Annotated in this window: 14 protein-coding genes; all 14 read left to right on the top strand. The window is 61.8% G+C overall.

Annotated elements, in window-relative coordinates; genetic code table 11:
• Positions 1-136: 136 nt before the first annotated feature.
• Positions 137-1000 (top strand): translation elongation factor Ts, encoded by an 864-nt coding sequence (tsf, locus tag F6X62_RS07490; protein ID WP_063545921.1) that lies wholly within the window; start codon positions 137-139, stop codon positions 998-1000.
• A 180-nt stretch (positions 1001-1180) separates the two neighbouring features.
• Positions 1181-1924: a UMP kinase gene (pyrH, locus tag F6X62_RS07485; RefSeq protein ID WP_023381972.1), complete on the top strand. Its 744-nt coding sequence runs from the start codon at positions 1181-1183 to the stop codon at positions 1922-1924.
• Complete coding sequence (frr, locus tag F6X62_RS07480; RefSeq protein ID WP_153773127.1) at positions 1921-2478, top strand: ribosome recycling factor; 558 nt, start codon at positions 1921-1923, stop codon at positions 2476-2478. Before pyrH ends, frr begins: the two co-directional genes overlap by 4 nt.
• Positions 2479-2493: 15 nt before the next feature.
• Complete coding sequence (gene uppS, locus F6X62_RS07475) at positions 2494-3249, top strand: polyprenyl diphosphate synthase (RefSeq protein ID WP_054891078.1); 756 nt, start codon at positions 2494-2496, stop codon at positions 3247-3249.
• A complete protein-coding gene (locus F6X62_RS07470; RefSeq protein WP_054891077.1) occupies positions 3249-4064 on the top strand; it encodes a phosphatidate cytidylyltransferase in 816 nt (271 codons plus the stop codon). The genes uppS and F6X62_RS07470 overlap by 1 nt, the downstream gene beginning before the upstream one ends.
• Positions 4061-5251, top strand: a complete 1191-nt coding sequence (gene ispC / locus F6X62_RS07465) for a 1-deoxy-D-xylulose-5-phosphate reductoisomerase (RefSeq protein ID WP_054891076.1) — start codon at positions 4061-4063, stop codon at positions 5249-5251. Before F6X62_RS07470 ends, ispC begins: the two co-directional genes overlap by 4 nt.
• 46 nt (positions 5252-5297) lie before the next feature.
• Complete coding sequence (rseP, locus tag F6X62_RS07460) at positions 5298-6650, top strand: RIP metalloprotease RseP (RefSeq protein ID WP_153773126.1); 1353 nt, start codon at positions 5298-5300, stop codon at positions 6648-6650.
• Positions 6651-6726: 76 nt separating this feature from the next.
• Positions 6727-9075 (top strand): outer membrane protein assembly factor BamA, encoded by a 2349-nt coding sequence (bamA, locus tag F6X62_RS07455; RefSeq protein WP_054891074.1) that lies wholly within the window; start codon positions 6727-6729, stop codon positions 9073-9075.
• 44 nt (positions 9076-9119) lie between these two features.
• On the top strand, positions 9120-9623 hold the full coding sequence (locus F6X62_RS07450) for an OmpH family outer membrane protein (protein WP_054891073.1): 504 nt from the start codon (positions 9120-9122) through the stop codon (positions 9621-9623).
• A gap of 1 nt (position 9624) precedes the next feature.
• On the top strand, positions 9625-10680 hold the full coding sequence (lpxD, locus tag F6X62_RS07445; protein WP_153773125.1) for a UDP-3-O-(3-hydroxymyristoyl)glucosamine N-acyltransferase: 1056 nt from the start codon (positions 9625-9627) through the stop codon (positions 10678-10680).
• Between the two features lie 113 nt (positions 10681-10793).
• Complete coding sequence (fabZ, locus tag F6X62_RS07440) at positions 10794-11234, top strand: 3-hydroxyacyl-ACP dehydratase FabZ (RefSeq protein ID WP_054891071.1); 441 nt, start codon at positions 10794-10796, stop codon at positions 11232-11234.
• Positions 11231-12007: an acyl-ACP--UDP-N-acetylglucosamine O-acyltransferase gene (lpxA, locus tag F6X62_RS07435; RefSeq protein ID WP_054891070.1), complete on the top strand. Its 777-nt coding sequence runs from the start codon at positions 11231-11233 to the stop codon at positions 12005-12007. The genes fabZ and lpxA overlap by 4 nt, the downstream gene beginning before the upstream one ends.
• A 1-nt stretch (position 12008) precedes the next feature.
• Positions 12009-13136 carry a lipid-A-disaccharide synthase gene (gene lpxB, locus F6X62_RS07430; protein ID WP_153773257.1) on the top strand — a complete coding sequence of 376 codons (1128 nt, stop codon included), beginning with the start codon at positions 12009-12011 and terminating at the stop codon, positions 13134-13136.
• 1 nt (position 13137) lies between these two features.
• Positions 13138-13761 (top strand): ribonuclease HII, encoded by a 624-nt coding sequence (gene rnhB, locus F6X62_RS07425; protein WP_054891068.1) that lies wholly within the window; start codon positions 13138-13140, stop codon positions 13759-13761.
• Positions 13762-13818: the final 57 nt, after the last annotated feature.

The following is a 13818-nucleotide window of genomic DNA, read 5'->3' as shown; positions in this document are numbered from 1 at the left end:
TTGCCACCTGAAATCCTCTTGTCAGCAAGCACGCCGCATCATGTGTGACGCTGGTGTGAAGACAGTGGATTTCCAGAATTGAACGCCCGTGATGAACGGGTGGAATGGTTGAAAAACTTTCCAAGAGGATTTTGAAATGGCAGCAATTACTGCAGCGCTGGTCAAAGAACTGCGCGAGCGTACCGGCGAAGGCATGATGGATTGCAAAAAGGCCCTGGAAAAGGCCGGCGGCGACATCGAGAAAGCCATTGACGACATGCGTGCCTCGGGCGCCATCAAGGCCGCCAAGAAGGCTGGCAACGTTGCCGCTGAAGGCGCTATCGCCGTCAAGACCGACGGTAAGGTCGCCGTTCTGCTGGAAGTGAACTCGCAGACCGACTTCCTGGCCCTGCAAGACGACTTCAAGAACTTCGTCGCCGAAAGCCTGGAAGAAGCCTTCGCCCAGAAGCTGACCGATGCCGCTCCGCTGATCGCCTCGCGTGAAGCTGCTCGTGAAGCCCTGGTCGCCAAGTGCGGCGAGAACGTCAACATCCGTCGTCTGGCTCGCGTCGAAGGCGACGTGGTCGGTGCCTACCTGCACGGCAACAAGATCGGCGCTGCCGTCGTTCTGAAAGGCGGTGACGTAGAGCTGGCCAAGAACATCGCCATGCACGTTGCAGCTTCGAACCCTGAGTTCCTGGATTCGTCGGAAATCTCCGCCGAGGCCATCGAGCGCGAGAAGGGTGTCTTCCTGCAGCTGAACGCCGACAAGATCGCTGGTAAGCCGGAAAACATCGTCGAGAACATGATCAACGGCCGTATCACCAAGTTCAAGGCAGAAGCCTCGCTGAAAGAGCAGGCCTTCGTCATGAACCCGGAAGTCAAGGTCGGCGATCTGGCCAAGAAAGCCGGTGCTGAAATCGTCTCCTTCACCTACTTCAAGGTTGGCGAAGGCATCGAGAAACCTGTTGACGACTTCGCTGCCGAAGTTGCCGCCCAGGTCGCTGCCGCCAAGCAGTAAGACGGACTCGTCTGTCGCCCCAAAGAGGCTGCCCGCTCACGCGCGCAGCCTCTTTGTCAAAGCGCGCAAGGGTTTATCTGGCCCTGTGCGCTGGCACTGAAGCAGTGCCACGCTACAGTTAGCAGGCTGCACACAGCCCGCACGGAATTTTCTAAAAGTACGCCGCAGGAGAGACTCGCAATGGCTCAGCAGGTGAGTGGTCGCCAACCTCGCTATAAACGCATTTTGCTCAAACTTAGCGGCGAGGCCCTGATGGGCTCGGAAGACTTCGGGATCGACCCGAAGGTGCTGGACCGCATGGCCCTGGAAGTCGGCCAGCTGGTCGGTATCGGTGTCCAGGTCGGCCTGGTGATCGGTGGTGGTAACCTGTTCCGCGGCGCCGCGCTCAGTGCAGCCGGCATGGACCGCGTCACGGGCGACCATATGGGCATGCTGGCCACCGTGATGAACGCACTGGCCATGCGCGATGCGCTGGAGCGCTCGAACATCCCGGCACTGGTCATGTCCGCCATCTCCATGGTTGGCGTCACCGATCATTACGATCGTCGCAAAGCTATTCGCCACCTCAACTCCGGGGATGTGGTAATTTTCTCCGCCGGTACCGGCAATCCGTTCTTCACCACCGACTCCGCAGCCTGCCTGCGTGCCATCGAAATCGATGCCGACGTGGTGCTGAAGGCGACCAAGGTCGATGGTGTGTACACTGCCGACCCATTCAAGGATCCGCATGCCGAGAAGTTCGACCACCTCACCTACGACGAGGTGCTGGATCGCAAGCTCGGTGTCATGGACCTGACCGCAATCTGCCTGTGCCGCGACCACAAGATGCCATTGCGGGTATTCAACATGAACAAGCCTGGCGCCCTGCTGAACATCGTGGTGGGTGGCGCTGAAGGTACTTTGATCGAGGAAGGCGAAGCATGATCAACGACATCAAGAAAGACGCGCAGGAGCGCATGGGCAAGTCCCTCGAGGCGCTGGCCCGCAACCTGGCAGCGATCCGCACCGGTCGCGCCCACCCAAGCATCCTGGACGGCGTCAAGGTCCCTGCCTGGGGTAGCGAGATGCCGCTGAACCAGGTGGCCGCGATCACCGTCGAGGATGCCCGTACCCTGAAGATCGTCGCCCACGACAAGAACCTCAGCGCCGCGATCGAGAAGGCCATCCTGATCTCCGACCTGGGCCTGAACCCATCGAGCGCCGGTACCACCATTCGCGTGCCGATGCCGGCCCTGACCGAGGAAACCCGCAAGGGCTACACCAAGCAGGCCAGCGGCGTTGCCGAGGACGCCAAGGTTGCCGTGCGCAACGTGCGTCGCGATGCATTGGCTGATCTGAAGAAGCTGACCAAGGACAAGGAAATCAGCGAAGACGAAGAACGTCGTGCAGCTGACGAGATCCAGAAGCTGACCGACAAGTTCGTGGCGGAAGTCGATGCTGCGTTCAAAGCCAAGGAAAAGGACCTGATGGCCGTCTGAGGCCAGGACTTTTTCATGGAAAAGACCAAGCAGGCGGCACCCTCGTCGGTGCCGCGTCACGTCGCTATCATCATGGACGGCAACAACCGCTGGGCGAAAAAGCGCCTGCTGCCTGGCGTTGCCGGGCACAAGGCCGGCGTCGATGCGGTGCGTGCGGTGATCGAGGTCTGCGCCGAGGCCAAGGTCGAAGTGCTCACGCTCTTCGCCTTCTCCAGCGAGAACTGGCAGCGTCCGGCCGATGAGGTGGGTGCGTTGATGGAGCTGTTCTTCTCGGCCTTGCGCCGCGAGGCCAAGCGCCTGAACGACAACAACATCTGCCTGCGCATCATCGGTGACCGTTCGCGCTTCCATCCGGAGCTGCAGGCGGCGATGCGAGAGGCCGAGGCGCTGACTGCCGGCAACGATCGCTTCATCCTGCAGATCGCTGCCAATTACGGCGGTCAGTGGGATATCGCCCAGGCCGCCCAGCGCCTGGCGCGCGAAGTCCAGGCCGGCCATCTGCGCCCGGACGACATCACGCCCGGTCTGCTGCAGACCTGCCTTGCCACGGGTGACCTGCCGTTGCCCGACCTGTGCATCCGCACCGGTGGCGAACACCGCATCAGCAACTTCCTGTTGTGGCAGTTGGCCTACGCCGAGTTGTATTTCTCCGACCTGTACTGGCCGGACTTCAAACACGAGGCCATGCGTAGTGCACTGGCCGATTTCGCTTCGCGCCAGCGCCGCTTCGGTAAGACCAGCGAGCAGGTCGAGGCTGGAGCTCGTGCTTAATGCTTAAACAACGCATCATTACTGCGCTGATCCTGTTGCCGATCGCGCTGGGCGGTTTCTTCCTGCTCAACGGAGCGGATTTCGCCCTGTTCATCGGTTTCGTGGTGACCCTTGGTGCCTGGGAGTGGGCGCGTCTGGCCGGGTTGATGGCCCAGCCATTGCGCATCGCCTATGCCGCCGTGGTCGCTGGAGCGCTGATGGTGCTCTACCTCATGCCGGACCTTGCACCCTGGGTGCTGGGGGCGTCGGTGATCTGGTGGGGATTGGCCACCTGGCTGGTGCTCACCTACCCACGCAGCGCTGAGTTGTGGAGCAGTGCCGCTTGCCGTCTGCTGATCGGTCTGCTGGTGTTGTTGCCCGCCTGGCAAGGTTTGTTGCTGCTCAAGCACTGGCCGTTGGGCAATGGCTTGATCCTGGCGGTGATGGTACTGGTCTGGGCTGCCGACATCGGTGCATATTTCTCTGGCCGTGCCTTTGGCAAGCGCAAGCTGGCGCCGCACGTCAGCCCCGGCAAGAGCTGGGAGGGCGTGTATGGCGGCATGGCCGTGAGCCTGTTGATCACCTTGGTGGTCGGGCTCGTGCGCGACTGGGGGCTGGGGCAGTTGCTGCTTGGCCTGGTCGGCGCGGTGATCGTGGTCATGTCGTCGGTGGTTGGCGACCTGACCGAAAGCATGTTCAAGCGTCGTGAAGGCATCAAGGACAGCAGTAACCTGCTGCCCGGCCACGGCGGCGTGCTTGATCGCATTGACAGCCTGACCGCGGCGATCCCGATGTTCGCCGTGCTGCTCTGGGCGGCCGAATGGGGTGTGATGTGAGTCATCCGCAGCGGATTACCGTACTCGGTGCGACCGGGTCGATCGGCCTGAGCACGCTGGATGTGATCGCCCGCCACCCCGAGCGCTACCAGGTGTTTGCCCTGAGCGGCTATTCGCGTCTGGATGAATTGCTGGCCCTGTGCCTGCGTCATCGGCCGGCGTATGCGGTGGTGCCGGACGTCGATTCGGTCGCCCGCCTGCGTGAAGGGCTGGCGGCGGCGGGCAGCACCACCGAGGTGCTGGAAGGCGAAGCAGGGCTCTGCCAGGTTGCGTCTGCCAGCGAAGTGGACACCGTGATGGCTGCCATCGTCGGCGCTGCCGGTCTGCGTCCGACCTTGGCGGCGGTGCAGGCCGGCAAGAAGGTGCTGCTGGCCAACAAGGAGGCGCTGGTGATGTCCGGCGCGCTGTTCATGGAGGCGGTGCGCACCAGTGGTGCAGTGCTGCTGCCGATCGACAGCGAGCACAATGCCATCTTCCAGTGCTTGCCCGGCGACTATGCTCGCGGCCTGGCGCAAGTGGGGGTACGTCGTATCCTGCTGACGGCGTCTGGCGGGCCCTTCCGTGAAACCTCGGCGAAGGCGTTGATGGATGTCACGCCGGAGCAGGCCTGCGCTCATCCGAACTGGTCGATGGGGCGCAAGATTTCGGTCGACTCGGCAAGCATGATGAACAAAGGGCTCGAGCTGATCGAGGCCTGCTGGCTGTTTGATGCTGCGCCAGCCAAGGTCGAGGTGGTGGTGCATCCGCAAAGCGTGATCCATTCGCTGGTCGACTATGTGGATGGTTCGGTGTTGGCGCAGTTGGGCAACCCGGACATGCGCACGCCGATCGCCAATGCCCTGGCATGGCCTGAGCGGATCGATTCCGGGGTTGCGCCGCTGGACCTGTTCGCGGTCGCCCGTCTGGATTTCCAGGCGCCCGACGAGCAGCGGTTCCCCTGCCTGCGCCTGGCGCGAGAAGCTGCGGAAGCGGGCAATAGCGCGCCGGCGGTGCTCAATGCCGCCAACGAGGTGGCGGTCGAGGCATTTCTCCAGCGGCGTATCCGCTTCCCGGAAATCGCGGGTATGATCGAACAGGTGCTCGAGCAGGAGCCGGTAGTGCCGTTGCCTTCGCTGGATTCGGTGTTCGCCGCCGACCAGCGGGCCCGGGAGCTGTCCCGGGAGTGGTTGAGGCGCCACGGCCGCTGATTTCCCATCGGCCCCAGGCTTGGCTGAACGTCATTCGGAGATGGATATGACTGCGCTCTACATGATTATCGGCACCCTGGTGGCTCTGGGTGTATTGGTCACGTTTCACGAATTCGGCCACTTCTGGGTGGCACGCAAGTGCGGGGTGAAAGTCCTGCGCTTCTCTGTGGGGTTCGGCACGCCGCTGGTGCGCTGGCACGATCGCCATGGCACCGAGTTCGTCGTCGCGGCGATTCCGCTGGGCGGCTACGTCAAGATGCTCGACGAGCGCGAAGGCGAGGTACCGCCGGCGCTTGTCGATCAATCCTTCAATCGCAAATCGGTTGGGCAGCGCATCGCTATCGTTGCCGCAGGCCCTATTGCCAATTTCCTCCTCGCCATCCTGTTCTTCTGGGTGGTCGCCATGCTTGGCAGTCAGCAGGTGCGTCCGGTCATCGGAGCGGTCGAGTCTGGCAGCCTGGCGGCATCTGCAGGTCTTGTGGCAGGCCAGGAAATTGTTTCTATCGATGGCAAGCCGACCAGTGGCTGGTCTGCAGTCAATCTGCAGCTGGTGCGCCGCCTCGGCGAGAGCGGCAGCCTGCGGGTAGGTGTGCGCGATGATGGCGGCACGCTGGAGCGCCAGCACGAGATCCGCCTGAACCAATGGCTCAAGGGCGCCGATGAGCCCGACCCGATCCAGTCCCTGGGGCTGCGTCCCTGGCGGCCGGCGGTGAGCCCGGTGCTCGCCGAAATCGACCCCAAGGGACCGGCCGCTGCAGCCGGGCTGAAGAGCGGCGATAAACTCCTGGCGCTCGATGGCGTTGCACTGGGCGACTGGCAGCAGGTGGTAGACGCTGTCAGGGCTCGCCCCGACGCGAAGGTGCAGTTGCGTATCGAGCGTGATGGCGCACAGCTGGAGTTGCCTGTGACGCTGGCCCGCAAAGGGGAAGGGCAGGCCTCCGGAGGCTATCTGGGCGCTGGGGTGAAAGGCGCCGAGTGGCCTGCGAACATGCTCCGAGAGGTCAGCTATGGGCCGCTGGAAGCAGTCGGTGAGGGGCTCTCGCGTACTTGGAACATGAGCGTCCTGACCCTTGAATCGCTGAAGAAAATGCTGTTCGGGGAGCTCTCGGTAAAAAACTTGAGCGGACCGATAACCATTGCTAAAGTGGCGGGCGCTTCAGCCCAGTCGGGCGTTGGGGATTTCCTGAATTTCCTGGCCTACCTGAGCATAAGCCTGGGGGTTCTGAACCTGCTGCCCATCCCGGTACTGGATGGGGGGCATTTGCTGTTCTACCTGATCGAGTGGGCGCGCGGTCGTCCGCTCTCTGATCGGGTGCAAGGTTGGGGGGTCCAGATCGGTATCAGTTTGGTCATTGGGGTGATGTTGCTCGCCCTGATCAACGATCTGGGTCGACTTTAACGCTTCGCTCTATTGCGAACCTGCCGCCGTGCTGCGGTGGCGGGTTGTTTATTGCCAGTTGGAATAAAAGGACTTCATGAAACGTCTGCTGCTAACTGCGGTCCTCTCCGCACTGATGATCGCTGAAGTTCACGCCGAGTCCTTCACCATCTCTGATATTCGTGTCAACGGCCTGCAGCGGGTTTCCGCCGGCAGCGTGTTCGGCGCGTTGCCGTTGAACGTAGGCGACCAGGTCGATGACCGCCGCCTGGTGGAGTCGACTCGCTCGCTGTTCAAGACCGGTTTCTTCCAGGACATCCAGCTGGATCGCGACGGCAATGTCCTGATCATCAACGTGGTCGAGCGCCCATCGGTGTCGAGCATCGAGATCGAGGGCAACAAGGCGATCAGTACCGAAGACCTGATGAAAGGCCTGAAGCAGTCCGGCCTGGCCGAGGGCGAGATCTTCCAGCGTGCCACGCTCGAGGGCGTGCGTAACGAACTGCAGCGCCAGTACGTGGCCCAGGGCCGCTATTCGGCCGAGGTCGATGCCGAGGTCGTGCCGCAGCCACGCAACCGTGTCGGCCTGAAGATCAAGATCAACGAAGGTACCGTCGCGGCGATCCAGCACATCAACGTGGTGGGCAACACCGTGTTCAGCGATGAAGACCTCTCCCAGCTCTTCGAACTGAAAACCACCAACTGGCTGTCGTTCTTCAAGAACGACGACAAGTACGCCCGTGAAAAGCTCTCCGGTGACCTGGAGCGTCTGCGTTCCTACTACCTGGACCGTGGCTACATCAACATGGACATCGCGTCCACCCAGGTATCGATCACCCCGGACAAGAAGCACGTCTACATCACCGTCAACGTCAACGAGGGCGAGAAGTACACCGTCCGTGACGTGAAGCTTTCCGGTGACCTGAAAGTGCCGGAAGATCAGGTCAAGTCGCTGCTGCTGGTACAACCTGGCCAGGTCTTCTCGCGCAAGGTGATGACTACCACCTCCGACCTGATCACCCGTCGACTGGGTAACGAAGGCTACACCTTCGCCAACGTCAACGGCGTGCCGCAACCGAACGACCAGGATCACACCGTCGACATCATGTTCGTCGTCGATCCGGGCAAGCGTGCCTACGTCAACCGCATCAACTATCGCGGCAACACCAAGACCGAAGACGAGGTGCTGCGTCGCGAGATGCGTCAGATGGAAGGTGGGTGGGCATCCACTTATCTCATCGACCAGTCCAAGACCCGCCTCGAGCGCCTGGGCTTTTTCAAGGAAGTCAACGTCGAGACGCCGCCGGTGCCAGGCACCGACGACCAGGTCGACGTCAACTATGCGGTCGAGGAGCAGGCTTCCGGTTCGATCACCGCCAGCGTCGGCTTCGCCCAGAGTGCGGGCCTGATCCTGGGTGGTTCGATCAGCCAGAGCAACTTCCTGGGTACCGGTAACAAGGTGTCCATCGGCCTGACCCGAAGCGAATACCAGACCCGATACAACTTCGGCTTCGTTGACCCCTACTTCACTGCCGACGGCGTGAGCCTGGGCTACAACGCCTTCTACCGCAGCACCAACTACGACGACCTCGACGTCGACGTGGCGAGCTATGCGGTAGACAGCCTCGGTGCCGGCGTCAGCCTGGGCTACCCGATCAGCGAGACCTCGCGCCTGACCTACGGCCTGACCGTCCAGCAGGACAAGATCAAGACCGGTCGCTACACCGTCGACGAGATCTTCAAGTTCCTCGACCAGGAAGGCGACAACTTCCTGAACTTCAAGGCGTCGATCGGCTGGTCCGAATCGACCCTGAACAAGGGCGTGCTGGCAACCCGTGGTCACTCGCAAAGCCTGACCCTGGAAACCACCGTACCGGGCAGCGACCTGTCGTTCTACAAGCTCGACTACCGCGGCCAGCTGTTCAAGCCACTGAGCAACGACTACACCCTGCGCCTGCACACTGAGCTGGGCTATGGTGATGGTTTCGGCGGCACCTCGGGCCTGCCGTTCTACGAGAACTATTATGCGGGTGGCTTCAACTCTGTGCGCGGCTTCAAGGACAGCAGCCTCGGCCCACGCAGTACGCCGAGCCAGGGCACCAATCCGGGTACCATTCGTGACCCGGACCAGGACCCGCTGCCGTTCGGTGGTAACGTTCTCGTACAGGGCGGTGTCGAGCTGTTGTTCCCGCTGCCGTTCGTCAAGGACCAGCGTTCGCTGCGTACCTCGGTCTTCTGGGATGTGGGTAACGTGTTCGACACCAACTGCGGCTCCAAGCCTGACTGCGCGAAGGTCGGTTTCTCCGACATGGCCAGCTCCGTCGGCCTGGGCGTGACCTGGATTACCGCGCTGGGCCCGTTGAGCTTCAGCCTGGCGATGCCGATCAAGAAACCGGACGACGCCGACACCCAGGTGTTCCAATTCTCTCTGGGCCAGACTTTCTAAGCTTGGCCCTTGCTTAACGACAACGGTTTATCCAGGAGTGCATCGTGCGTAAGTTGACTCAACTGGCCGTAGTGGCCGCGGCGCTGGTCGCCACCCCGGCTTTCGCCGAAATGAAGATTGCCGTTCTGAACTACCAGATGGCGCTGCTCGAATCCGACGCCGCCAAAAAGTACGCTGTCGATGCCGAGAAGAAGTTCGGTCCTCAACTGAACCAGCTGAAAACTCTCGAAAGCAGCGCCAAGGGCATCCAGGATCGACTGATCAAGGGTGGCGACAAGATGCAGCAGCAGGAGCGTGAGCGCCTGGAGCTCGAGTTCAAGCAAAAAGCCCGTGACTTCCAGTTCCAGTCCAAGGAACTGAACGAAGCCAAGGCCGTTGCTGACCGCGATATGCTCAAGCAGCTCAAGCCCAAGCTCGACGGTGCCGTCGAGGAAGTCATCAAGAAAGGTGGTTTCGACCTGGTGCTCGAGCGTGGTGCGGTAATCGATGTCAAGCCTCAGTATGACATCACCCGCCAGGTCATCGAGCGCATGAACCAAGCGCGTTGATATGACCGTAACCATGACGCTCGGTCAGTTGGCCGAGACCCTCGGGGCCACGCTCAGTGGCCCCGAGTCGCTTGAAATCACCGGACTGGCCACCTTGCAGGAAGCCGGTCCGGGGCAGTTGAGCTTCCTCGCCAATCGTCAGTACCGCAAATTCCTGGATGACAGCCAGGCGGCAGCGGTACTGATCAAGGCCGAGGATGCCGAAGGCTTCACCGGCAATGCGCTGATCGTTCCCGATCCCTACCTGGCCTACGCCCGTATTTCTCACCTGTTCGATCCAAAGCCCAAGGCTGTGGCGGGAGTTCATCCCAGCGCCGTGGTAGCCGACGACGCCCAGGTGGATGCCAGCGCCAGCATCGGGCCGTTCGCGGTCATCGAAAGCGGTGCGTGCATCGGTGCGAACGTGACCGTTGGCGCGCATTGCTTTGTCGGTGCCCGCTGCATCATCGGTGAAGGTGGCTGGCTTGCCCCGCGTGTGACGCTGTACCACGATGTCACGATCGGCAAGCGTGTCGTCATTCAGTCGGGTGCGGTGATCGGTGGTGAAGGCTTCGGTTTCGCCAACGAGAAAGGTGTGTGGCAGAAGATTGCCCAGATCGGCGGCGTGACGCTCGGTGACGATGTGGAAATCGGTGTCAACACGGCTGTGGACCGTGGCGCGCTCTCGGACACGCGAATCGGCAATGGCGTCAAGCTCGACAACCAGATTCAGATCGCCCACAACGTGCAGATCGGCGACCATACCGCGATGGCGGCTTGCGTCGGGATTTCCGGCAGCACGCGCATCGGCAAGCACTGCATGATCGCGGGTGGCGTCGGCATGGTCGGTCATATTGATGTTTGCGACAACGTCTTCGTCTCCGGCATGACCATGGTCACCCGCTCGATCACCGAGCCGGGCGGCTATTCTTCCGGTACTGCCATGCAGCCGTTGGCCGATTGGCGCAAGAGCGCAGCACGTATACGTCAGCTCGACGAGATGTCCAAGCGTCTGCAGCAACTGGAAAAACGCGTCGAGACCGTGACCTCAGGTGGCCAGCCGGCATCAGAAGGCTGATACCATTTCCTGAGCAAGAGTGAACAGTCGCTAGCTGGCTCCTCTTTGGACTGCAAAAGGAGCGTGTGGTCAGCACCTGCGCTCCCTATTCTTATTACAGGCTTCCCCCCGAAATGATGGACATCAACGAGATTCGCGAATACCTGCCTCACCGTTACCCGTTCCTGCTGGTGGACCGGGTCACGGAGCTGGACTTCGAGGCCCAGAGCATTCGTGCCTACAAGAATGTCAGCATCAACGAGCCGTTCTTCAATGGCCATTTCCCGGCGCACCCTATCATGCCGGGCGTGCTGATCATCGAGGCGATGGCCCAGGCGGCCGGGATTCTCGGCTTCAAGATGCTCGATGCGAAGCCTGCCGATGGCACTCTTTACTACTTCGTCGGCTCCGACAAGCTGCGTTTCCGCCAGCCAGTGCTGCCGGGTGACCAGCTCGTGCTGGAGGCCAAGTTCCTCAGCCGCAAGAGCATGATCTGGAAGTTCGAGTGCCGTGCTCTGGTCGACGGCAAGGCCGTCTGCTCGGCCGAGATCACCTGCGCGGAACGCTCCCTATGAGTTCGATTGATCCGCGGGCGATCATCGATCCGTCGGCCAGGCTGGCTGACGGCGTCGAGGTCGGCCCTTGGTCGATCGTAGGCCCCGATGTCGAAATCGGGGAGGGCACCGTCATCGGTCCGCATGTAGTGCTCAAGGGGCCTACCCGGATTGGCAGGCACAACCGCATTTATCAGTTCAGTTCCATCGGCGAAGACACACCTGACCTCAAGTACAAGGGTGAGCCGACGCGCCTGGTGATCGGCGATCACAACGTGATCCGCGAAGGTGTCACCATTCACCGCGGCACTGTGCAGGACCGTTCGGAAACCACGCTTGGCGATCACAACCTGATCATGGCCTATGCCCATATCGGTCATGACAGCGTGATCGGCAACCATTGCATCCTGGTCAACAATACTGCGCTGGCCGGTCATGTGCATGTGGGCGACTGGGCGATCCTGTCCGGCTATACCCTGGTGCACCAGTACTGCCATATCGGCGCTCACGCGTTCTCTGGCATGGGCACGGCGATCGGCAAAGATGTTCCGGCGTTCGTCACGGTGTTCGGCAGTCCGGCCGAGGCGCGCAGCATGAACTTTGAAGGTATGCGCCGTCGCGGTTTCAGCGATGAGGTCATTCATGACTTGCGCCGTGCCTACAAGATCGTCTATCGCCAGGGGTTGACCGTGGAAGAGGCGATCAAGGAACTGGACGAACTGGCCGGGCAGCACCCGGAGGTCGAATTGTTCCGCCAGTCGATCCTCAATTCTGCCCGTGGCATCACCCGCTGACATGGCGTCGCTTTGCGTAGCGCTGGTCGCCGGTGAGGCCAGCGGCGATATCCTCGGTTCCGGCCTGATGCGCGCGCTCAAGGCGCGCCATCCCGATGTCCGCTTCATTGGCGTCGGTGGTCCGTTGATGGAAGCCGAGGGCATGCAGTCGTACTTCCCCATGGAGCGCCTGGCGGTGATGGGGCTGGTCGAGGTGCTTGGGCGCCTGCGTGAACTGCTCAAGCGGCGCAAGGACCTGATCCAGACACTGATCGCCGAGAAGCCCGACGTGTTCATCGGCATCGACGCCCCGGATTTCACCCTCAACATCGAATTGAAGTTGCGTCAGGCCGGGATCAAGACCGTGCATTACGTCAGCCCGTCGGTCTGGGCCTGGCGGCAGAAGCGGGTGCTGAAGATCCGCGAAGGCTGCGACCTGATGCTGACGCTGTTGCCCTTCGAAGCGAAATTCTACGAAGAAAAGGGTGTACCGGTACGCTTCGTCGGCCACCCGTTGGCTGACACTATCCCGCTGGAGGCCGATCGTGCTGGGGCACGTGCTTCGCTGGGATTGGGCGATGGACCGCTGGTAGCCTTGATGCCGGGCAGTCGCGGCGGCGAAGTGGGGCGCCTTGGCGAGTTGTTCCTCGATACTGCCAAGCGCTTGCAGGCGTTGGTGCCCGGTGTGCGTTTCGTTTCACCCTGTGCCAGTCCGGCGCGTCGTGCGCAGCTCGAGCAGATGCTGCAGGGGCGCGAACTGCCGTTGACCCTGCTCGACGGTCAGTCGCACCAGGCACTGGCCGCCTGCGACGCGGTGCTGATCGCTTCGGGCACCGCAACTCTCGAAGCGTTGTTGTACAAGCGCCCGATGGTTGTCGCCTATCGTCTTGCGCCGCTGACCTTCTGGATTCTCAAGCGCATGGTCAAGAGCCCCTACGTGTCGCTGCCCAACCTGCTGGCCCGGCGTTTGCTGGTCCCCGAGTTGCTGCAGGACGCCGCAACGCCCGAAGCGCTGGCAACCACGCTCGCGCCCTTGGTGGTGGGCGGTAGCGAGCAGACCGATAGCTTCGATCAGATTCACCGCACCCTGCGCCGCGACGCCTCGAACCAGGCTGCCGACGCGGTGCTGGCATTGTTGAAGGATCGATGACATGCAGATGGGACTTGATTTCAACCTGGTCGAAGACCTGGTCGCGGGTGTCGACGAAGTCGGGCGTGGCCCACTGTGCGGTGACGTGGTCACTGCAGCGGTGATCCTTGATCCGCAGCGGCCGATCCTGGGTCTGAACGACTCGAAGAAGCTTACCGAGGCGCGTCGCGAGCTGCTGTTCGACGAAATCTGCGAAAAGGCCCTGGCCTTCTGTGTCGCTCGTGCCACGGTCGTCGAGATCGACCAGCTGAATATCCTGCAGGCCACCATGCTGGCGATGCAGCGTGCGGTGGAAGGGTTGAGCGTCACGCCGAAACTGGCGTTGATCGATGGCAACCGCTGCCCGAAACTGTCGGTGCCAGCAGCGCCGGTGGTCAAGGGCGATTCCCAGGTGCCGGCCATCGCTGCCGCTTCGATCCTGGCGAAGGTCACGCGTGACCGCGAGATGAGCGCCTTCGAGCTGATCTATCCGGGCTACGGCATCGGCGGGCACAAGGGCTACCCGACACCGTTGCACCTCGAAGCCCTGGCGCGACTGGGGCCTACGCCCATCCATCGGCGTTCGTTCGCACCAGTGAGGGCTGCGTGGGAGGTCCGTGAAGGGCTTTCCAGTACGCTGATCTGATCTGTCGGGGCCGCTATGCGGCCCCAAAACATTCTGGCTAATTACGCTACAATCCCG

It is taken from the genome of Pseudomonas sp. MNR3A, assembly GCF_009650575.1.
Classification (GTDB): domain Bacteria; phylum Pseudomonadota; class Gammaproteobacteria; order Pseudomonadales; family Pseudomonadaceae; genus Aquipseudomonas; species Aquipseudomonas machongensis.
Note: the sequence above shows the minus strand (reverse complement) of the source record. Positions and strands in the feature narration are given on the sequence as shown.

Bases quoted from the DNA above. Each gene is read 5' to 3' on its own strand.
- tsf (WP_063545921.1), top strand. From the start codon at position 137: ATGGCAGCAATTACTGCAGCGCTGGTCAAAGAACTGCGCGAGCGTACC.
- pyrH (WP_023381972.1), top strand. From the start codon at position 1,181: ATGGCTCAGCAGGTGAGTGGTCGCCAACCTCGCTATAAACGCATTTTG.
- frr (WP_153773127.1), top strand. From the start codon at position 1,921: ATGATCAACGACATCAAGAAAGACGCGCAGGAGCGCATGGGCAAGTCC.
- uppS (WP_054891078.1), top strand. From the start codon at position 2,494: ATGGAAAAGACCAAGCAGGCGGCACCCTCGTCGGTGCCGCGTCACGTC.
- F6X62_RS07470 (WP_054891077.1), top strand. From the start codon at position 3,249: ATGCTTAAACAACGCATCATTACTGCGCTGATCCTGTTGCCGATCGCG.
- rseP (WP_153773126.1), top strand. From the start codon at position 5,298: ATGACTGCGCTCTACATGATTATCGGCACCCTGGTGGCTCTGGGTGTA.
- bamA (WP_054891074.1), top strand. From the start codon at position 6,727: ATGAAACGTCTGCTGCTAACTGCGGTCCTCTCCGCACTGATGATCGCT.
- lpxD (WP_153773125.1), top strand. From the start codon at position 9,625: ATGACCGTAACCATGACGCTCGGTCAGTTGGCCGAGACCCTCGGGGCC.
- fabZ (WP_054891071.1), top strand. From the start codon at position 10,794: ATGATGGACATCAACGAGATTCGCGAATACCTGCCTCACCGTTACCCG.
- lpxA (WP_054891070.1), top strand. From the start codon at position 11,231: ATGAGTTCGATTGATCCGCGGGCGATCATCGATCCGTCGGCCAGGCTG.
- lpxB (WP_153773257.1), top strand. From the start codon at position 12,009: ATGGCGTCGCTTTGCGTAGCGCTGGTCGCCGGTGAGGCCAGCGGCGAT.
- rnhB (WP_054891068.1), top strand. From the start codon at position 13,138: ATGCAGATGGGACTTGATTTCAACCTGGTCGAAGACCTGGTCGCGGGT.